The sequence below is a fragment of the Lentilactobacillus kisonensis DSM 19906 = JCM 15041 genome, from assembly GCF_001434135.1.
Lineage (GTDB): Bacteria > Bacillota > Bacilli > Lactobacillales > Lactobacillaceae > Lentilactobacillus > Lentilactobacillus kisonensis.
In genome coordinates, this window is sequence record NZ_AZEB01000003.1 from 50,562 (window position 1) to 70,603 (window position 20,042).

At 42.5% G+C, this 20,042-nt stretch carries 16 protein-coding genes; 9 read left to right on the forward strand and 7 right to left on the reverse strand.

Features of this window, described 5'->3' with window-relative positions:
* Positions 1-86: 86 nt before the first annotated feature.
* The 3 genes from FC98_RS02630 to FC98_RS02640 all read right to left on the reverse strand — a co-directional run bounded on the left by FC98_RS02630 (position 87) and on the right by FC98_RS02640 (position 4,297).
* Positions 87-1,880 carry a glycerophosphoryl diester phosphodiesterase membrane domain-containing protein gene (locus tag FC98_RS02630; RefSeq protein ID WP_008856224.1) on the reverse strand — a complete coding sequence of 598 codons (1,794 nt, stop codon included), beginning with the start codon at positions 1,878-1,880 and terminating at the stop codon, positions 87-89.
* Positions 1,881-2,610: 730 nt separating this feature from the next.
* On the reverse strand, positions 2,611-3,384 hold the full coding sequence (locus FC98_RS02635) for an ABC transporter permease (protein WP_008856226.1): 774 nt from the start codon (positions 3,382-3,384) through the stop codon (positions 2,611-2,613).
* A gap of 1 nt (position 3,385) precedes the next feature.
* Complete coding sequence (locus FC98_RS02640; RefSeq protein WP_008856227.1) at positions 3,386-4,297, reverse strand: ABC transporter ATP-binding protein; 912 nt, start codon at positions 4,295-4,297, stop codon at positions 3,386-3,388.
* A gap of 347 nt (positions 4,298-4,644) precedes the next feature.
* Here FC98_RS02640 and FC98_RS02650 point away from each other — a divergent pair, with 347 nt between their 5' ends.
* Both FC98_RS02650 and FC98_RS02655 read left to right on the forward strand, forming a co-directional pair.
* Entirely contained in the window at positions 4,645-5,331 is a 687-nt protein-coding gene (locus FC98_RS02650) for a type 1 glutamine amidotransferase domain-containing protein (RefSeq protein WP_056949154.1), read from the forward strand.
* Between the two features lie 98 nt (positions 5,332-5,429).
* The gene (locus tag FC98_RS02655; protein ID WP_008856230.1) at positions 5,430-5,714 is read left to right on the forward strand and encodes a hypothetical protein; all 285 of its coding nucleotides are present in this window, start codon (positions 5,430-5,432) and stop codon (positions 5,712-5,714) included.
* Between the two features lie 311 nt (positions 5,715-6,025).
* On the opposite strand, the gene FC98_RS02660 is transcribed toward FC98_RS02655, so the two are convergent.
* Complete coding sequence (locus FC98_RS02660; RefSeq protein WP_056949155.1) at positions 6,026-7,159, reverse strand: helix-turn-helix domain-containing protein; 1,134 nt, start codon at positions 7,157-7,159, stop codon at positions 6,026-6,028.
* A gap of 111 nt (positions 7,160-7,270) precedes the next feature.
* Between FC98_RS02660 and FC98_RS02665 the strand changes: the two genes are divergently transcribed.
* From FC98_RS02665 to FC98_RS02680, 4 genes are all read left to right on the forward strand, one after another.
* A complete protein-coding gene (locus FC98_RS02665; protein ID WP_056949156.1) occupies positions 7,271-8,179 on the forward strand; it encodes an ROK family protein in 909 nt (302 codons plus the stop codon).
* A 518-nt stretch (positions 8,180-8,697) separates the two neighbouring features.
* Positions 8,698-9,885 (forward strand): MFS transporter, encoded by a 1,188-nt coding sequence (locus FC98_RS02670; protein WP_056949157.1) that lies wholly within the window; start codon positions 8,698-8,700, stop codon positions 9,883-9,885.
* Between the two features lie 12 nt (positions 9,886-9,897).
* The gene (locus FC98_RS02675; RefSeq protein ID WP_056949158.1) at positions 9,898-11,199 is read left to right on the forward strand and encodes an alpha-L-fucosidase; all 1,302 of its coding nucleotides are present in this window, start codon (positions 9,898-9,900) and stop codon (positions 11,197-11,199) included.
* 11 nt (positions 11,200-11,210) lie between these two features.
* Positions 11,211-12,650, forward strand: coding sequence for a 6-phospho-beta-glucosidase (locus FC98_RS02680; RefSeq protein ID WP_056949159.1), 1,440 nt, complete (start codon positions 11,211-11,213; stop codon positions 12,648-12,650).
* Between the two features lie 356 nt (positions 12,651-13,006).
* Here the strand turns inward: FC98_RS02680 and FC98_RS02685 are convergent, their stop codons facing one another.
* From FC98_RS02685 to alsS, 3 genes are all read right to left on the reverse strand, one after another.
* Positions 13,007-14,392 (reverse strand): sugar porter family MFS transporter, encoded by a 1,386-nt coding sequence (locus FC98_RS02685; protein ID WP_054654490.1) that lies wholly within the window; start codon positions 14,390-14,392, stop codon positions 13,007-13,009.
* A gap of 419 nt (positions 14,393-14,811) precedes the next feature.
* Entirely contained in the window at positions 14,812-15,522 is a 711-nt protein-coding gene (gene budA, locus FC98_RS02690) for an acetolactate decarboxylase (protein ID WP_008856617.1), read from the reverse strand.
* An 18-nt stretch (positions 15,523-15,540) separates the two neighbouring features.
* A complete protein-coding gene (gene alsS / locus FC98_RS02695) occupies positions 15,541-17,217 on the reverse strand; it encodes an acetolactate synthase AlsS (protein WP_056949160.1) in 1,677 nt (558 codons plus the stop codon).
* Positions 17,218-17,528: 311 nt separating this feature from the next.
* Here alsS and FC98_RS02700 point away from each other — a divergent pair, with 311 nt between their 5' ends.
* From FC98_RS02700 to FC98_RS02710, 3 genes are all read left to right on the forward strand, one after another.
* Positions 17,529-18,221 (forward strand): YjjG family noncanonical pyrimidine nucleotidase, encoded by a 693-nt coding sequence (locus tag FC98_RS02700; RefSeq protein ID WP_008856619.1) that lies wholly within the window; start codon positions 17,529-17,531, stop codon positions 18,219-18,221.
* 218 nt (positions 18,222-18,439) lie between these two features.
* A complete protein-coding gene (locus FC98_RS02705; RefSeq protein WP_008856620.1) occupies positions 18,440-18,919 on the forward strand; it encodes a Dps family protein in 480 nt (159 codons plus the stop codon).
* Positions 18,920-19,064: 145 nt separating this feature from the next.
* A complete protein-coding gene (locus FC98_RS02710) occupies positions 19,065-19,982 on the forward strand; it encodes an aldo/keto reductase (protein ID WP_008856621.1) in 918 nt (305 codons plus the stop codon).
* The last annotated feature ends 60 nt before the right edge of the window (positions 19,983-20,042 follow it).

Below are 20,042 nucleotides of genomic sequence, written 5' to 3' on the forward strand. Positions count from 1 at the left end.
AATTCCCGGGCTTGGAATTTTCTTGATAGATGCTTACGCGCAGATCTCTGCTTTGCACAGCTGTCCTGCTAACTATTACTTCATCATCAATTAGTAGTTTCATCTTGCAGTTCATTTGAATAAATCAATAGCCGCTGCGCATAGCTCGGGTGATCAAAATTTTCGTTAATGGTTGCTTTGAGCTCACCTAAATCATCTGTAATAATGCCATCAACGTTCAGAAATAACATTCTGACCATGTCATCTTGGTCATCAACAGTCCAAGCGTAAACCTGCTGATGATGACGATGCGCCTGGTTAACGAATTGTTCATTCAGCGTTGTTTCTTCCATTGTGTAGGCATTGGCTTTGGTTTCTGGAAACGAAAAATTATACGGTAAGATGTAACTCACAAATAATTTAGGCGCCCGGCGTTTTAAGCCGCTAATGACATTGTAATTCAAGGAGTGAATACGGTCATGATCTCTTAGTAGCCGCGTTTCATACCGCGCAATAAATAAGCGTAGCATATTAGCACTATCGTGATTGGTCGTTTTAATTTCAACTAATAGCTTCTGATGATCCCGCTCAGCAGCGCTTAAATAATCGTTGAAGCTGGCAATATGAGCCGTCCAGCCATTCTCGTGGACTTCAAGGTGCTTTAATTGTTTTAATGTTAACTGATAAGGGGCGGCGTCAACGTTCGCTAATTTTTCCAAATTCTCGTCATGCATCACCACAAACTGATGATCCTTGGTTTCATGGATATCCATTTCAACGTAATCAGGCTTTTCCTTACTTGTCCGATTGAGGGCAGGAATTGTATTTTGAACACCATTTTGGTTGTCGACACCACGATGAGAGATCGTCAAGGGTTTGGTCAAAAGACTGCCTTGCAAATAAACAACGTTAAAAGCGATAATCGCAACTAGAAATCCCACAACTAAGCCAGAAGCCAGGAACCGCCGGGCTAATTTTCTCCTGTGAGGTAAGTTATTATTTGGTAACTTTTTTTGATGGTTATTCCGTTGAACAACCGATGTTAGCATCAGCATGAAAACCACCACGCTAAAGGACGCAATTAATCGCTGCCAAATCGTTAATATCCCCATATTTAAAACTGCGCCGACAAACGCAACACTTCTTGATTGATCATCCAGAAACGTTTGAATAACGTATAGACCATATGAAAGAAGCGCTGTTGTTACCAGACTAATCGCTCCGAGAACAAGTAAACGCCAGAAATACTGCCAGGATCGTCGCCGGGTCATAAGCCAGCTGTTTTTTGCGGCCGCAAACCCTGTTTGATTATCCAAAATCATAAGCGGTAAAACTTGAATCAGTCGAACTCCTATGTAGAAAATAGTAACGGTCAAAATTGCGATTAATGCGCTTAACCAAGGGCTTTGCTGCAAGTCATCGATGATGAATACTGGAATAGAAACTTTAGCTAACAGCGGTGAGCTGAAGTAAGCATAAGAGAACGGGAGAACTAAAATAAAATACCCTAAGAAAAAAAGAAAGCTGCCAAAACGAAGCTGACGCATATTATGAACTGCGTTACCAGCTACCCGCCAAAGGCTGAGGTTTTGCTGATGGGCAATGTTATCAATCCCATAAAGTAGAAAAGCAAATTGCCAAAATACTAACGCAAATAAGATGATTAACAATCCAATTAATTCGATTATTGCCAGTGGCTTTTGAGTAAACAGCCAGCCCACGTTTATATACGAGATATAGGGGACCTGGTTGCTACGCAGAATAAGGCCGGTAACGTATCGTAGCAGCGGCACGATTAAACCACTCAATACCAGATCCATCATGATCACTAAAGTAACATAGGCACCCCAACTTTTAAAAAAATTCCGAATCGACTGTCGTAGTAGTGGCTTTCCAAGCATCGTTAATCGTCCCCCTAGTGAGCAGATCCAAGCGGTTAGGGATCGGAACATAAGTCTCCACCATCAGGAATCCCTGATCCTGGGATTCTTGATGGTGGTGCTTATGTGCAGAACCCTGCTTGGAGGAGCTGTCCTAAATAAGTAAGCGGAGCAAAGCACTTAGAAACCAGTGGATAAAGTGCCATCAATGGAAATTCCCGGGTTTGGAATTTTTATTGATGGTGCTTATCCGCAGGTTTCTGCCTGACGCAGCTGCCCTAACAAATTAGGCATTTTTATCATAACATAGCACGGTGATTTCGGAACATTGGAAGCAGCTCAGTCGATATAAGGAGGTCCATTTAAAATCCAGAGTGGGATTTTAAATGGACCTCCTAATGTAAATCTATAAAACATGCTTCTATTTAATCCGTTTATCCAAAAAATTATTTGTGATCTTGGTTTTGGTCCTAGACATTGAGTTATTCTAGGCTGCCTAAGATTAGGACCGCTCCGAAAAACAATAACCTGTGCGTAAGGCACCTATGAGAAAAAATCCAAGCCCGGGAATTTAACCGATCTAGTCGGTCCTGTTTCTTGCAACATAGTGATCGTACTCGCTTATACAGATTAGGATCGCTTCTCAAAGCAGGGATCTACACATAAGCACCACAACCAGAAATCCCCAAAGCCCGTGGATTTCTGGTTGTGGAGACTTATGCTCCGATCCCTAACCGCTTTGCTACGCTCACTATACGCTTCTCCTCTTAAACACCACATAACTAATTGCCATAAAGATTGCCGTATAAACCAAGCTACCGCACACCATCTCCGGTGTCGATAATAACGTCATTTTATGATACGTATCTGATGTTAACTGAGCTGGTAGGTTCATCATATTTAATGGGTTCCACTTCAGCCAGTTCCACTTCTGCATCAACACGAACATCAATCCCGAAACAACGCTTAACGCAAAGTAGCCGATGATACCAATTGAAATTGCAGCGGCAGTACTCTTAAAGATGTTTGCCAATAATAACACTAAGCTCAAAACCAGCCAAACTGACACAAACTGACCGATAAGACTCAAAAATTGTGATTGAATAATGCTTTGGTTATTGGCATAAGTATCACTTAATTTAAAGCTGCCATTATACAGGACGACCTTTAACAACAGTGAATAAACAAAAGTGATTAAATAGAAATAAATCGAGTAAATCAGCATCGTAATCCACTTGCTGACCAAAATTTCGCCACGGTAATACTTTCGGTAGAGTAATTCTTTGATCGTGCCATACTGGAACTCCATCGCAATAATCGAACTGCAGGCAGCAATCAAAAATAGAACCACCCAACTGCCACCCGTATACATCGTTACAAACATATCCTTTTGGCCCCAATACTTGGGATGTGTTTTACTTAGGACAGCAAAAATTGTCATAATAACTAACAAAGCCACTGAAACTGCCCATGTACTTTTCTTATGGCCTAACTTATACATTTCTTGTTTAACTAAAGTGATCATCCTATGACTCCTTTACTTTGTCGTTTCGCAGCAAGGCTAATAATGACGTTTCTAAGTCGCTGTGAACGTGTTGAACGTCTTCGATATCGATACCGTTATCAGATAATAGTTTAATAACATCTGCCATCTTAGTGTCATCTTTTTCAACGATACTAACTTCAGCCGCCTTATCAAGCTGATAACCACCTTGGGCCAAAACGTCTTTAGCTTTTGCATCATCCGACGTCTTAACAACCAATAGCTTCTTGCCGCCACTTTCAAGGGCTGCCATGCTTTGCGTATACACAATTTGCCCCTTATCAATCACGACCAGGTCATCGATCAGCTTTTCCAATTCACTTAAAATGTGGCTGGAAATCAAAAAGGTCGTGCCCTGCTTGGCAAGTTCTAAAATGATCGTTCGTAAATCCTTATTAGCCTGTGGATCCAGCCCATTCATCGGCTCATCCAGAATCACAAATTTAGGCCGGTTAACTAAGGCTAACGCAATCCCCAACTTCTGCTTCATACCAAGTGAATAGTTTTTTGCCTTGCGGTTGATATAGGAAGTCATCTTCATTTTATCGACAATATCATCAATTTGGTCCTGGCTCGTTGCATCCTTTGAAAATAGTTTCAGATGCTGCATCCCGCTTAAGAATGGGTAGATACCCGGATATTCAATCAAAGCCCCTACTTTATCCATCGCCTTATGGCTAGTTGGGGAAACTGAGTCGCCATCAATCGTAATTTTGCCACTAGCATAATTAAATAGACCTAAAACAGCCTTCATAATTGTTGATTTACCAGCACCGTTTGGGCCAACTAACCCAACGATATGTCCTGTTTGGACTGAGAATGAAACATCCTTCAAGACCTGCTTGGAACCAAAATTCTTGTTCAGATGTTCAACGTTCAAGATTGTATCTGCCATGTGTTCCTCCTATTGAATTATGGTTTGTCACCTGAGTGCGAAACCAAGGGGCTAAATCAGTTCATAAGTCTCCTTAACTGAAAATCCTTGGCTTGGATTTACGGTTGTGGTGCTTATGAGTAGATGCTGCTTGGTGCAGCACGTTTTATCAATGTGATAGTCCTTTAAAATAACTGTCACAAATGGGGATAGAACTGATATCTCAACCCCATGAACAGTTACTATCCAGGTTAACATAGTTTCGCCTTCTCTCACAATCCCTCTTTTAAAATCATTAATATTGATAATGTAGTAATATAGGTGCAGGGGAAGTTACAAACGAGTTGAGAAATGAGGTAATTCAATAGATGACAAAGGCACTAATCGTTGTAACTAACAATTCAAAGTTTAAGAAGTTGTACAAGGCAACCGGTATTTGGTTGCGAGAAGTTACGCACTTTAACCAAGTCATGCAAGAAAATGGCATTGATGTCGACTACGCAAGTCCAGAGGGGGGCTATGTGCCGATTGATCCATTGAGCTTAGCGCCAGAAGCGATGGACCAAACTGATTGGCAATTTTACTTAGATGATCCATTTAGAAATACCCATCTGGCTCAATCATTAGCCCCAACCGATATCAATCCAGCTGACTATCAAGTCATTTACTTTGCTGGTGGTCACGGCGCAATGACCGACTTTCCAGATAACAAGGACTTAGCCAGTATTGCGTCAACAATATACAACAACACGGGCATCATTGCCGCTAATTGTATCGGGGTGTCGGCGTTACTTGCCATTAGGTCAACGGATGGTAAACGGTTCGTCAATGGCCGGAACTTAACCAGCTTTACCAACGATGAAGAAGCCTTAAACGGCTTAACCAACGACGTTGAATTTTTACCAGAAGACGAACTAAAAAAGGCCGGCGCTCATTTTGAAAAGGGGGAAGCGTTTAAATCCCACGTAGTTGTTGACGATCGGCTAATTACCGGCCAAAACGCCAATTCTGCAACCGATGTCGGTGAAGCGGTTATTAAAGCACTGTTGAAGTAAACGAATCATTTCAAATGTTAGCAAGGAAAAATATCTGCTATCAGTGATGGTTTTCGCCATTGCCAATAGCAGATATTATTTTGTAAGGAGGGAATTGCATGAGTATCTGGCATGAATATTTACTATACATATTAATACTGACCGAAATAATCGCTACTCTGGCTGCTACCTTCTTAAGATTTCATCCATTCCCCCACCATGCTCTTTGGGTAACGTTGGAAATCCTTTTAACCATTTGCGGGCTAGTCTCTAACGGCCTTGGCGTGATCTTCTTAATGATGCCATTTTATGACTTTGTTATCGTCCTGCTCATTGGACTTGCAGGGATCATATTGGGGGTTATTTGGCTGATTACCGTATTTTTGAATACACGGCGGGTTTAGGGATGGCGCTTGAGAAAATTAGATTAAAAAAGGATCCTACAATGCTAGTATGCCCAAAAATAATAGCTTTGCAGGATCCTTTCAATTAAAATATGACATTCGCTTTTCTGACGGACATCTCCTCCAAGCAACAATCTGTGCGTAAGCACCTCGGAGAAAAGTTCCAACCCCGGGAATTTACTTGTGACATAGCAAAAACGTGCTACACCAAGCAGAAAGCTGCACCTAAGCCAGGCCGTTCAAAAATCCAAGCCCATGATTTCTGAACGGCCTGGCTTAGGCTCCACTTTCTAATCGCTTGGTTTCGCACTCTAATAAAAGCGATACTTACTCCTAAACTGAGTAGGTGAAATGGTATCCACTTTTTTAAAGGTTTTCGTTAGATAACTCAAATCGTGAAAGCCTAAGTCAATCGCAATTTCCGTGAGGCTCTTTTGGGTAAAAATCAGGTAACTTTCAATCTCGCCAACTCGCTGTTGCGCAATGTAATTACTAATCGTCATCCCGGTCTCTTTTTTAAACGACTTACATAGGTAGCTAACCGAACAATTAACGCTTTTAGCTAAATCAACTAATAATATACGCTCGTGAAGATGTTTATAGATATAGTCCTTCACGAGGTAAATTGGGATTGAACTTGCCCTTTGAGCATGATTTCTGACCCGTTCAATAAAAAGATAACCAATTTTTCTGATAAGCATATTGACACTTTCAATCAACGTTTCCGCTTCGATTTTTTGGATACAACTGTCGCTGAGCGCAAACGCCGCGTCCGGTGGTAGGCCACCTCGAATTGCCGCCCTAGTAAAGAGCGTGGTGGCTGTAATTGCCAGATCCTTTTTCTGGCGCAATTCATTTCCAATGACCAATTGACCATACGAGCCACTTTTGATAAAGGCCTCATGGTTCACTTCAAATTTAGCTAAGTCACCGTTCTTAATTGATTCCAGCATGTTCGTTTCTAGGAAATAATTATTATGTGAAATGCCATTTTCCTGATTCGATTCTAAGATTGATTCATGCTGCCGATTAGTTGCGACCATTGTGTTGCTAGCAGAGATCGGTTTTAAATTTTCTGGGAACCGGTTAAATAAGCCATAGTATAAAAATCTGGTAATTGATATCAAGTGGTTCGTACTCACGCCGGTAAAGTGATCTTCAAAGTTTTTATCAATCGACATTTTTTTGGAGACGGACCAGAGGACAATAAAGACTTGTTCGCTATCATAGCGGATAACACTTAGATTTTCATTTGCCGAGATGATATAGAGTCGGGCAGCTGCAGGTTGTTTGATTTGCTGGATTTTAGCTAGGTACGCCTTTGGAAAGTTATTGGCCATAGTTGGCTTCCACTGCTGAATGATTTGGCCATCAAACCTGCAAACAATAATACTTAAGTCGACAAAGTTTCGTAATTCAGCCAGCAGTAATTGATAATCAGCCATAAAATGTAACCCCTTTCTTTTTAGCCAACATAATACAAACTAGAAGCAGATATTACAAGCAAACAGCTCCTGAACCAATATAATGGTGACAAAAGTTGGGAGGTGAATGAATTGACGGTCTATCTTAGCATCGACATTGGCGGAACTTATATCAAATATGGCGAGGTAACCAGCACGGGAACTATTCTGAATCATGCAAAGGTTGTCACGCCCAAACAAAATTTGACCACTTTTTTGGCAACAATTTATAAAATTATCAGTCAATATCAAAGTGATGTTGCCGGGGTCGCAGTCAGTGTCCCCGGGAAAGTTGATGAAGGAACCATTTCGTTTGGCGGTGCGTTGGACTTTTTGGATGGCGTTAACTTAGGACGATTAATCAAAGAATACGTTAAAGAAGCCTTGGCGGTTAAAGTCGAAAATGATGGTAAAGCTAACCTACTCGCCGAAATGTGGTGCAGTGCTTTTAGAAAGGTTCAAAATTGTGGGGCAGTTGTCCTAGGCACTGGAATCGGCGGCGGTATCGCACTCAACGGCAACTTAGTTTATGGTGAGCACCAACAGGCTAGTGAACTCAGCTTTATGGTCAATGACTTTCATTTGACCGGAAAAGACCGATTAATTGGCTATAATTCTTCTGCAGTCTCACTCGTAAGCACCATTGCCGAAAGCCTGGGCATTCGTGACTCAAACAACGGGCAAAAGGTTTTTGAAATAATTAATGATGGGAATCCAATTGCAATTCATTTATTAGAAAGTTTTTGTAAGAAAATTGCTTATTTATTAGTAAACATTCAATCCGTCGTTGATTTGTCAGCTTATGTGATTGGCGGCGGTATTAGTAGCCAGCCGATTGTGACCCAAACAATCAACCAACAATATGACGCGATTTTAGACGAGATACCCGTTTTGAAAAAGACATTGGTTCGCCCACAAATTGTGCCCTCCACTTACGGGAATCAGACCAACTTGATTGGGGCGACGTATAGCTTGCTGAGGGCGCAGGATCAGGTTTCTTAGGACAGCTCCTCCAGGCAGAAACCTGCGTATAAGCACCTTGAACAAAAATTCCAAGCCCAGGAATTTCCGTCCAAGGAGACTTATACTCCGGTTTCTAACCGCCTGGATCCGCTCACTTTTCTTTAGGACAGCTCCTCCAAGCAGCAATCTGCACGTAAGCACCTCCCGAAAAAATTCCAAACCCAGGAATTCTTTCGGGAGGAGACTTACGTACCAATTGCTAACCGCTTGGATCCGCTCACTTTTCTTTTAGGACAGCTCCTCCAGGCAGAAACCTGCGTATAAGCACCTTGGTCAAAAATTCCAAGCCCAGGAATTTCTGCCCAAGGAGACTTATACTCCGGTTTCTAACCGCCTGGATCCGCTCACTTTTCTTAGGACAGCTGTGCAAAACAGAAACTTCCACATAAGCACCTCTGACAAAAATCCCCCAAAACCAGGGATTTCTGTCAGAGGAGACTTATGTTCCAGTTTCTAAGCGTTTTGCTCCGCTCACTTTTCTTTAGGAGGATATCAACATGGAAAAAGGAGAACAATATAAACGTTCTGTCATGCTGACAGTATTGTCACTTTCACTTATTATTTCCGGTTCAAATGCCGTTAGTGGTGCTATTCCACTCATGCAACGACACTTTTCTAACATGCCGACAACGGCTGTTGAATTAATTGTTACAATTCCTAGTTTTGCCAGTATTTTTGTCCCATTGTTAAGTGGTTACATCGAAAAAGGAATCGGTAAACGATCACTGAGTTTAATCGGTTTAGGGCTGGCAATCATTGGTGGATTGCTGCCAGTATTTGTTATTAGCTATATTCCAGTTATCCTGTCACGGATTTTGTTAGGCGTTGGGTTATCGTTATTCACCCCACTGACAGTCTCTTACATCCTTGACCTATACGATAAAGACGAGTCAAACGCCCTGTTAGGGTATCGAAACGCCGTCATGTCACTAGGAGATACCGCAATGCTTTTAATTGCTGGGGTTCTTCTTAAAATTAGTTGGCACCTTACCTTTGGCGTATTTCTAACGTTGCTCATTCCGTTTAGTATGATTCTCTTCTTTATGCCTAAGAAGTTTGATCACTACAGTATTATGAGCAAATCAGGTGAAGTAAAAGCCAAGCAACGAACGAATCTCGCAATTACTATCTACGCCCTCATATTCTTGGTTATCACGCTTGCTTACAGCACAATTTTTATTAAGTTAGCCGATTATATCGTTAACAATCATATCGGGGATGCAAGTGCCGCAAGCTTTGTCTTTAGTGTGTTAACGGCCACTTCAATTGTAGCGGGAATCGCTTATAAATATATTTTCAAATTATTGAAAGCGTACACAACAGCCATTAGTGCTATTATCGCCGGTATTTCATTAATCATTGCATTGTTAAATCAAAACTTAACTTGGATGGTTGTCTTCATCGTGATCGCCGGGTTCTTCTGGGGCATACTAAACCCTCATTTAACCAGTATGATGGCTGATCAATCTCCAGAAGGTTCCGTAACACTCAGTACGTCAATCATCGTCATGGGAATTAACTTGGCCTATTTGATTTCACCATACTACAACGCCTTCGTTAGCAAGTTATTCCATAATTTCAGCTCCGGTTTCTCGTTAACATTTGCTGGCGTTGTCTGGACGATTTTTGGCATCATTTACTTGATCTATATCTATTTCAGTCAAAAGCAAAAATCAATTAGTTAGGTGGGAATAAAAATGACAAGATTAGAAAACTTTACGCACGACCGCTTTGGCTTATTCATGCATTTTGGCGCCTATTCAGTTGCTTCCGAACCAGACGGTGGTGAATGGGTTCGCTCTACCAAACAGCTAACCATTGAAGATTACCAGCCATATGTCGACCAATTTAACCCAGTCGACTTTGAGCCATTAGAAATCGCCAAAAAAGCCAAGAAAGCTGGATTTAAATACGCGGTGATGACCGCTAAGCACCATGATGGCTTCTGCCTGTTTGACAGCAAGTTAACGGACTATTCAACGGCTCACACGATCGGCCGTGATCTGGTTCGGGAATATATTGAAGCGTTTCGGTCAGTTGGGCTAAAAGTTGGTATCTACTACTCATTACTAGACTGGCATCACCCAGATTTCCCAGAATATGGTGATATCTTTGCGCCCAACCGTCACAATCTCAGTCGAAAAGACGTTCCTAAGAATTTTGACAACTACCTGAAATACTTGCACGGGCAGGTGCGGGAATTAATGACCAACTATGGCGAAATCAATAATCTCTGGTTAGATTTTTCATACGAAAACGAACCCGATTCCGGGCTGCCGGCAATGACCGACAGTGTTTGGCACGCTGATGAGCTTATTAAGATGGTCCGGGAATTACAGCCAAACGTCGTCATTAATAACCGGTTGTCCATTAATAATATCAGTAGCGAAGTGAATGAAATTAAATATGGGGATTATACGTCACCCGAACAAATCATTCCGCCCAAAACCATCAAAACTGATCAAGGGAAATTAGTTCCTTGGGAAGCTTGCATTACAATTAATGACCACTGGGGATTTGTTGCCCAGGATCATAATTACAAAGATGCTAGAACGCTCATCTACACCCTCGTAGAATGTGTCAGCAAGAACGGTAACTTAATTATCAACGTGGCGCCCAGTGCAAAAGGTACTTTTTCATCCGAAGCAGATCATATTTTAAGTGACCTAGCTGACTGGATGACGATCAACCAGGAATCGATTGTCGGCTGCACCAACTCGTTTATTGAAGAAAAGCCAGACTGGGGCTGGTATACCCAAAATGGCGATAAATTGTATGCCCATATTTTCGAACGGGGCATTGGGCCAATCCGGTTTGAAGGCTTAGCAAATAAAGTTGACTATGGTCAGCGATTGGATACCGGCGCCGATATTTCTCTTGAGACGCCATGGCAAGCAGAAGCCTTTAAAAACGACTTATTTTACAACATGCCGGAAAGCCAGTTACCAGATGACAAAGACTTTGTGATTATGCTTCATTTAAAGGATCCACAAGATTGAGAGGTAGCCACTTGAAAGAATTAAACAGCAACTTTTTATGGGGTGGTTCCGTTGCGGCTAATCAAGTTGAGGGCGCTTGGCAAACTGGTGGTAAGGGAGTTAGCATCGCCGATGTCATGACGGGGGGTAATAAGGACACCCCTAGACAAATTACTAACGGCGTTTTACCCGGCGCAACCTACCCAAGCCACGAAGCAATTGATTTTTTTGATCGATATCCTGACGACATTCAGCTCCTTTCCCAGATGCACTTTAAAGCCTTTCGAACCTCAATTGCGTGGACACGAATTTTCCCAAATGGTGACGAACAAACACCTAATGAAGCGGGATTAGCTTTCTATGACCATCTGTTTGATGAATGCTTAAAATATGGCATTGAGCCGATTGTGACCCTGTCTCATTTTGAAATGCCCTATCACTTGGTAGAGAAATACGGTGGCTGGTCAAATCGCAAACTAATTGATTTTTATGTTCGATTTTGTAAAACGGTATTTAACCGCTATAAAACTAAAGTGACGTATTGGATGACGTTTAATGAAATCAATAATCAAGCAAACTACAAAAGTGATTTTGCGATTTTTACCAATTCTGGGATTCTAAGCAGTTCAGTAGCCACTGATGACCGAGAACGAATCGTCTACCAAGCGTCTCACTATGAACTGGTTGCAAGTGCGCTAGCCGTTCAAATTGGCCATGAAATTAATCCAGCGTTTCAGATTGGCTGCATGGTTTCAATGATTCCAATTTACCCAAAATCATCCCGGCCAGAAGATATTATGAAGGCTGAGCGGGCAATGCAGTCGCGTTATTGGTATGCCGACGTTCACGTTAACGGTCACTACCCAGCCTGGTGGCAACAATTTGTCCAAGCGCACCACTTTGACCTTGATATCACATCTGAAGATCTACAGACACTGGCCGCAGGAACGGTTGATTACATTGGGATTAGTTACTACATGTCTTATGTCGTTAGTGGGGCTGGCAGCGGCGATGACTACCATTATGACGAAGCGGCCGATTTCAAGTCTAATCAATACCTGCCAACCTCAAACTGGGGCTGGCAAATTGATCCAACCGGATTGCGATACGTGATGAACTGGCTCCAAGACCGTTTCCCGCAAATGCCCCAGTTCATTGTCGAAAACGGTTTGGGCGCGGTTGATACAGTGGCTAAAAACGGTCAAATTAATGATACCTATCGAATCAACTATTTGCGAGATCACATTAAACAAATGAAATTGGCTGCCCAAGTCGATGGCATTCAAGTACTCGGTTACTTAGTCTGGGGATGTATCGATTTAGTTTCTGCCGGGACAGGTGAAATGTCGAAGCGCTACGGCCTCATCTATGTCGACAAAGATGATCAGGGACGCGGCACGCTTAATCGATCTAAAAAGGCTTCCTTTGATTGGTATCGACAAGTTATTATGTCAAATGGGGACGACCTTTAAATGGATTTTAAGAAATGCTGAAAGTCACTAAAAACAATCTAAGATCCAGTCCAGTTAGGAACCGATAACGTTTTTCGGATTCTGTCTGAATTGGATCTTAAATTGTTTTTACGTTCATTCATTACTTACAAAGACTGCATTTATTTTTTGCCAAAAGCCAATAACCACACCTCTTCCATATGATTATCAAGTTTCAGTTACCAACACCTGATGTCAGGAACTTTTTTACTTTTCTAAATTGAGCAACACAAAAGCAGCGATGAATAACGAGGATACTCCCCATTATTCACCGCTGCTTTCATTTAAAATAAATAATTTTTTATATTAATAACGTTAAAAGTGGCTTACTCCCAAACTTACTTTCTCGTTCCTTCATCCTCAATTTCTTCCAAGCTCCGACCTTTCGTCTCTGGGACACAAACCTTTACGAACCAAACACCCAGCAGGCAGATGACGCCAAAGATTGCGAAGACTGCATCTTGGGGCATGGTGGCGGTCATAATTGGGAACAACAATCCTACCGCAAATGAGCCAATCCAGTTAGCTGATGAAGCAGCTCCGGATGCCCGGCCTCTAATAGCCAATGGGAAGACTTCGCCAATGATTACCCAGGTCAATGGTGCCCAAGTAAATGAATAGGCAGCAACGTAAAGGCTCAGGAAGGCAACGATGATCATTGGACTTGCACTTGGCATCAACAACTTGATAACCGTTGGGAGAATAAATGAGAGTCCCATTACAGAGCCACCTAAGATCAGCAACGTTTTTCGTTTAAATTTATCAGCAATTGCTAAGAAGACCAACGAACCAATTACCAAGAGAATCCCCTGTATAATTGGCCACATCAAGGCAGAGCTTGCTGCTGCACCAGTCGCTTTTTCAACAATCAGTGGAATATAGTAGAAGATCGCGTTGGCCCCTTGGAACTGCTGAAAGGCTGCAACCCCAATCCCGGCAATCGCCAAGTAGCGGTATTTACCACTAAAGACGGTTCCCCAAGTCGTTGCTTTGGCGACGTTCTTTTCTTCTGAAGCGGTCTGTTGAATTTGGGCTAACTCACTATCAATTTCATTATCGTTATCCCGAATATAACCTAGAACCGTCCGAGCGTCATCAACCCGATGACTTTTAACTAAGAAGCGGGGCGACTCTGGTAAGAATGACACGCCCACAAATAATACCAAAGCTGGTACCGCAGCCAAGCCAAGCATCAATCGCCAAGCAAGGTTTTCTGGTAACCCCTTCAATACAAAGTCCATGACGTATGAAAGTAACATCCCCGAAACGATCATCGTCTGGTTAATTCCGGTCAGTCGCCCTCGCATTTTAGCGGGTGCCATTTCGGACATATAAGCTGGCACTAAAGCTGAAGATGCCCCGACAGCAAGTCCTAGGAACACCCTTACCGCGATCAAATAATATTGACCATCATTGGGGGAGAGTGCTGAAAGAAGCGACCCAATCATAAAGATGATTGCCGACAAGAGGATCATCTTTTTTCTGCCCAATTTATCAGATAACTGACCAGCAATGGCACCACCAAAAATCGCTCCTAACATCACTGCCGAAGTGATCCAACCAACAACCGTGGCATTGTTTTGCAAGTCCCAATCGGTCTGCAAGAATGGCAGGGCGCCAGTCATAACACCAATATCGTAACCAAACAGAATTCCACCAAATGACCCAAAGAAATAAATAAAGCTGCTTGAAATCTTCTTTTCTTTTGCGACAACCTTTTCCATTCTCAATCTCCTCCATTAAAAATCTACTGACCATTCATTCCTGTTTCCCATTTCGAAAGGGTTGAAAGGGGTTGCATAACAAATCAGACAAATCTGTTAATAAATTTCTTATGTTAACATCAGCTCAAAACCGCTACTCTAACAACGCTTACATAAATCACCATTCTCATTACAACGACCTATTTAGAAATCATGCAGCGCTTACAAGGTGATATATTAAAGCATTTATCCGTACAAATCAACCATAAACTATATTTATCTTACAAATAAATTAAAAGTAAGCACAAAAAAGCCTTCATTTCAGCGTTTGAAATGAAGGTTATTTTTTACTAATATAAAAATTAGTTTTACTAACAATTAAGTAAGTTTTGAAGCTAAAATGCCACGCTTATCTGGAGATAGAACCGTTCGATACGCCTTTATTCCGAAGCCTGAATGCTGCCAGCAATATCATCCTGCGTAAAATCATGTGCCATATAGGCCTTGTTATTAACGGGTAAATGTTGTTCCAAGGTATCAAACAATTGGTAGCCCACCTCGCCCTTTACCAGGCGAAAATCAAGCACGTGGCCGCCAAACTTGTGGTCATCAGAAATAAAATGATGATGAAAGCCACCCACAGCCGCACCGTTAAAGAGTTGCGGCGAGTAATAACTGATTAAGGTGCCCGTCACTTTATCACGCGTAAAAATGCTCTGATTTTTAGCGGTCTCAGCCAACGACTTGTATGGCTGCTTAGATTTCGATACTGCCCGGGTCTTGATGTCCGCAAACGTACCCGTCACTTTCAGCGAGAAGAACGTATTTTCTGCCCGGCTCAACGAAAGCATCTGCTTATTGAGATCATCTTGATCCACATTTTCCAATTCTGCCAAGGGTGCGTAACGGGCAAAATGACTATTGGCAAACGGCAACGTAAACTTGTCAGAAACCACGGTAACCTTTCCTTCTGCATTAACTTGATAAGGTTTGCCGTCAAGAATGATGAGTTCCCCATCTAACCCTTCGCCGGTACCGATCCCAGTATCGCCTTTTTTAAGCAAATCACCCATCGTAATGGTGCCATCAAGCAATCCTGGTACCAATAACGCTAGCGTTCCGTGTTGATATAGCGTCGTATATTTTGACATGTGAAGACTTCCTTAGATTTAGTTTAAAACATCTTTCATTAAAGCTGATTTTAACTTAATGTTATCACGATAATCCACTGGAATGTCAACCACCACCGGTCCAGTCGTCTTGAATGCTTTATCTAACACTTTGTCAAGATCACCTAAGCCTGTAACTTGCAGGCCCTTAGCACCAAAGCTCTCAGCGTATTTAACGTAATCAACCGGTCCGAATTTGACGCCCGCATCCTTACCATACTTAGCGATTTCTTGGAACTTCACCATATCATAATAGCCATCGGTCCAGATAATTTGAATAATATTAAGATGCAGTCGAACTGCAGTCTCCAATTCCTGACCAGAAAACAGAAAGCCACCGTCGCCAGAGACCGAAACCACCGGCTTTTCCGGCCGAGTTAACGCCGCCGCAATTGCCCATGGCAAGGATACGCCCAAAGTTTGCATGCCATTACTAAAGAGCAAGTGCCGTGGCCGATAAATTCTGAAATAGCGGGCCATCCAAATGTAGTGGCTCCCAATATCAACCGTAACGGTCGTATCATCATCCACCCGCTCTTGAAGGGCGTGAATAATCGCTAATGGATGCACTCGGCCCGGAGTAGTGTCCTTAGGCACTTTTCGTTGGGATGAAAACTCAGTTCGTAAATCATCCAGTGTCTGGGTAACCTGGGTAGAAAGGTCGAACTCCCCAGTAAAGGTGTCAGTCAACGCATCAATTGTATTTTCAATGTTTGATTCGATAATGACATCTGGTTGGTAATTAGTAGAAATCTCTGGGGCAACCGTATCGATATTAACGATCTGTTTATTATGCTCAAGGTTCCAATTGCGAGCTTCGTATTCCACTGGATCATAGCCAATTGCTAACACCAAATCGCTTCGTTTTAACAGCGTATCCCCAATCTGATTTCTAAACAGGCCAACCCGACCATAGAAACGGTCTTCAAGCTCACGAGAAACCACACCGGCACCCTGATAAGTTTCAACAACGGGGAGTGATACCTCCCGCAGTAGTGCGTGAAGCGCCTTAGTAACTTCTGGCGTCGACGCTCGCATCCCCGCAAAAATCACGGGAAGCTTAGCGTTTTTGACCATCCCAGCAATTTTTTGAATCGTCTCATCGGATGCTCGCCCCTCGTCAGCGTGCTTTAACGGGGCAATTTCTGGCCGGTCGGTTTCATCACTTAACACATCGGCTGGTAGTGATAAAAATGCGGCGCCAGCTTTAGGTGAAACTGCCGCTGTATAGGCATTTGAGAAAGCTTCAGACACATTATTGGCGTCTTGAACTTCAACGCTGCTTTTGGCGGCGTTAACCATGAGTTCCTTACTGGGAATACTTTGGTGCGTCATTCGAGCAAGGTCATCCCTTGGAACTTGACCACCTAACGCAATCACCGGGTCACCTTCAGCCGTGGCGGTCATCAACCCCGTAACCAGGTTAGAAACCCCCGGGCCAGAAGTTGTTGCCACAACGCCGGGTTTGCCAGTCAACCGCCCAATGCCAGCTGCAATGAACGCCGCGTTTTGTTCGTGACGGGTCACAATCAATTTCGGTGTTTTAGGATCGTCCCCGTACTTTAAATCTTCAAACAACTGATCCACCTTAGCACCAGGGATTCCAAAGACGTATTTAACGCCTTGATTAATCATCGATTGAATAAGGGATTGGGAACCACGCTTTTTTTCACTCATAACGACACCTCTATTATTTCCATTCTTTATTATTTAGAATCGGGATCTTAAAGAAACCACTGACTAGTACCAAGCCATTTTCACAAACTGCTTAATACCTACATTACTGAAAATACGGTAAAATTACAACAAAAAATACTCAAGATTGTGAAATTCTGATATGATTTATTGAAAGGTGACCAAAACGAGCCCCCTATGTGCCGACCTTGGGTGCTAAATATGAAGTCTCCATTTTCTAGGGAGATCAATAAATAAGCCTAAATTTTTAGCAAACGCATGTTATATCCATCTAAATTCACAAGCTAAAAGGAGTGAGCCAGTTGAACTATTCTACCCTATTATTTGACGTCGACGATACTTTGCTGAACTTTCAATCATCAGAAAAGCAGGCGTTGACCAAATTATTTCAAAGCCTCCATAAACCATTAACCGCCAAAATTTACCAGGACTACCATTCACTAAACGCCCAGTTATGGCGTAAATATGAACGTGGCGAGATTAGCCGGGAAACCTTGTTGGATCAGCGGTTTAATTTATTTTTCCAACACTATGGTCAAAACGTTGACGGTAAGGCGTACAGTCAAAAATACCGGTCGTTCTTATCAGAAGGTCACGATCAAATGCCAAATGCCAGCAAACTCTTGGCCGACTTGAAAAATCGCCATCAACTTTACGTGGTTACCAACGGGATTGCCGCCACCCAGCATCGCCGTTTGGCCGATTCAGGGTTAGTTAATTATTTTGATAACGTCTTTATTTCAGAAGAGATTGGTCACAAAAAACCGGATCCTGAATTTTTTGATTACATCGCTGATAACATCACCAATTTTAACAAACAACGAGCGTTAGTAGTTGGCGATTCCCTCACCTCGGATATTCTGGGTGCTACGAAGTATGGCTTGGATTCAGTTTGGTTTAATCCCACCCACCAGCCAAATTTGGGTGTCGCTAAACCAACGTATGAAATCGACCACCTACTCGACTTAGAGGCGATCGTTAGCTAAGCATACTCTTAGGTGGCTGCCATTTCTGGAACTCCTACCTAATTGTAACTAACAATCCTGATGTTAATTACTGACAAAAGTTGTGTTTGCCACAGTCCTTTTTTCAACAATCACTTTGCTTGCGATTACGGATTATATCTAATATTCTGGTGATGGAAACGGATTTAAAATAGCTTAGAACAGTTGCGAAGAGCAGAAGCTTATAGGAGGTATTTTGTATGTCAGAACAATACGATTTTCCAAAAACACGAGCACAATTGAATCAGTTAGTCGCAGATATCAGCCAATTAATGACCAATGTTCAGCAAACCCACTGGTATATGCGGGGTGAAAATTTCTTTAGGCTTCACCCATTAATGGATGACTATTCCGATCAGTTAGCTGACCAATTGGATAACGTGGCCGAGCGGCTAATCGCCATCAATGGCTCTCCATATTCAACCACTCACGAATTCATTGAAAACACTGGCTTACCAGATGAAAAAGTCACCTGGGATCAATTAACGCTCCGTGACTTCATGCAACGGCTATCAGACCAGTTCAAGTATCTCCGCGATCAGTATCAAAAGGGCATTGAGGTAACGGATGAGGAAAAGGATTTCCCAACCCAAGACATGCTAAATGGCTTTAAAGAAGCAATCGATAAGGATATTTGGATGGTCAATGCGTATTTGGGAAAGGGGCCTTACGACGAATAAACCAATCCATTTGAAACAATCCTTAGAAACGCTTAATATAATGGCATAAGCGGCTGGTAAGATGAAGTTCATGTCTGGCCGCTTTTGTAGTGAGCGGAGCCAGGTTTCTGCCTGGCGCAGCTATCCTAAAAGGAGGAATTTAAAAATGTCAAAATCAGTAAAAATCGGCAGCAGTCAAGTCACCAGCACGCCACTTGGCCTCGGAACTAATAAAGTTGGCGGCCACAATTTATTTGATGGCCTAAAGGATGAAGATGGCAAACAGGTTGTCAAGGCTGCGTTAGACGATGGGATTGGTTTATTAGATACCGCCTTTATGTATGGCCTCGGCCGATCAGAAGAAATTATTGGCGACGTCATTAAGGGCTATGATCGTTCCAAGTTCGTGATTGCTTCAAAGGCTGCCCAAGATCCAGATAATAACTTGCAGCCAAACAATGACCCTCAATTTTTAAAACGTTCCGTTGATGCTTCACTTAAGCGCCTCGGCACCGACTATATTGATATTTTCTATATTCATTTTCCAGACTCAAACACGCCGAAAGCCGAAGCAGTCAACGCCCTGGCTGAGGAAAAGAAAGCCGGCAAGATTAAAGCAATTGGTGTTTCGAACTTTTCACTTGACCAAATTAAGGAAGCTAACGCCGACGACCAGGTTGATATCGTTGAAGATAATTATAGCCTGGTTCACCGCAACGCAGAACGCGAACTCTTTCCATATTTACGGGAACACGACATTTCATTTGTGCCATACTTCCCGCTGGCTTCGGGCCTGCTCACTGGCAAGTACACGGAAACTGACCAAAATAAATTCAGCCGCTTCTCCACTGAACAATATTCAGCTATTATGAAGGCTCAAACTGAAGTTAAACAAATCGCTGACAGCCACAACGCCACCATCGCGCAAATCATTTTAGCTTGGTACATCGCCGATCCAGACATTAGCGTTGTTATTCCCGGCGCAAGAGTTGCCGATCAAGTTCACAGTAATGCCAAAGCAATGGGGATTGAATTGTCTGGTTACGAATTTGATAAGATCAACGACCTATACGACCTATTTTAAAATAGGTCGTATCTGGTTAGACAGTTTGCTAATTAAACCATAGAAAAAGATCCTGTAAAA

Excerpts from the sequence above, each read along its gene's own strand:
- FC98_RS02630 (WP_008856224.1), bottom strand. The coding sequence starts at position 1,880 with ATGCTTGGAAAGCCACTACTACGACAGTCGATTCGGAATTTTTTTAAA.
- FC98_RS02635 (WP_008856226.1), bottom strand. The coding sequence starts at position 3,384 with ATGATCACTTTAGTTAAACAAGAAATGTATAAGTTAGGCCATAAGAAA.
- FC98_RS02640 (WP_008856227.1), bottom strand. The coding sequence starts at position 4,297 with ATGGCAGATACAATCTTGAACGTTGAACATCTGAACAAGAATTTTGGT.
- FC98_RS02650 (WP_056949154.1), top strand. The coding sequence starts at position 4,645 with ATGACAAAGGCACTAATCGTTGTAACTAACAATTCAAAGTTTAAGAAG.
- FC98_RS02655 (WP_008856230.1), top strand. The coding sequence starts at position 5,430 with ATGAGTATCTGGCATGAATATTTACTATACATATTAATACTGACCGAA.
- FC98_RS02660 (WP_056949155.1), bottom strand. The coding sequence starts at position 7,159 with ATGGCTGATTATCAATTACTGCTGGCTGAATTACGAAACTTTGTCGAC.
- FC98_RS02670 (WP_056949157.1), top strand. The coding sequence starts at position 8,698 with ATGGAAAAAGGAGAACAATATAAACGTTCTGTCATGCTGACAGTATTG.
- FC98_RS02675 (WP_056949158.1), top strand. The coding sequence starts at position 9,898 with ATGACAAGATTAGAAAACTTTACGCACGACCGCTTTGGCTTATTCATG.
- FC98_RS02685 (WP_054654490.1), bottom strand. The coding sequence starts at position 14,392 with ATGGAAAAGGTTGTCGCAAAAGAAAAGAAGATTTCAAGCAGCTTTATT.
- budA (WP_008856617.1), bottom strand. The coding sequence starts at position 15,522 with ATGTCAAAATATACGACGCTATATCAACACGGAACGCTAGCGTTATTG.
- alsS (WP_056949160.1), bottom strand. The coding sequence starts at position 17,217 with ATGAGTGAAAAAAAGCGTGGTTCCCAATCCCTTATTCAATCGATGATT.
- FC98_RS02705 (WP_008856620.1), top strand. The coding sequence starts at position 18,440 with ATGTCAGAACAATACGATTTTCCAAAAACACGAGCACAATTGAATCAG.
- FC98_RS02710 (WP_008856621.1), top strand. The coding sequence starts at position 19,065 with ATGTCAAAATCAGTAAAAATCGGCAGCAGTCAAGTCACCAGCACGCCA.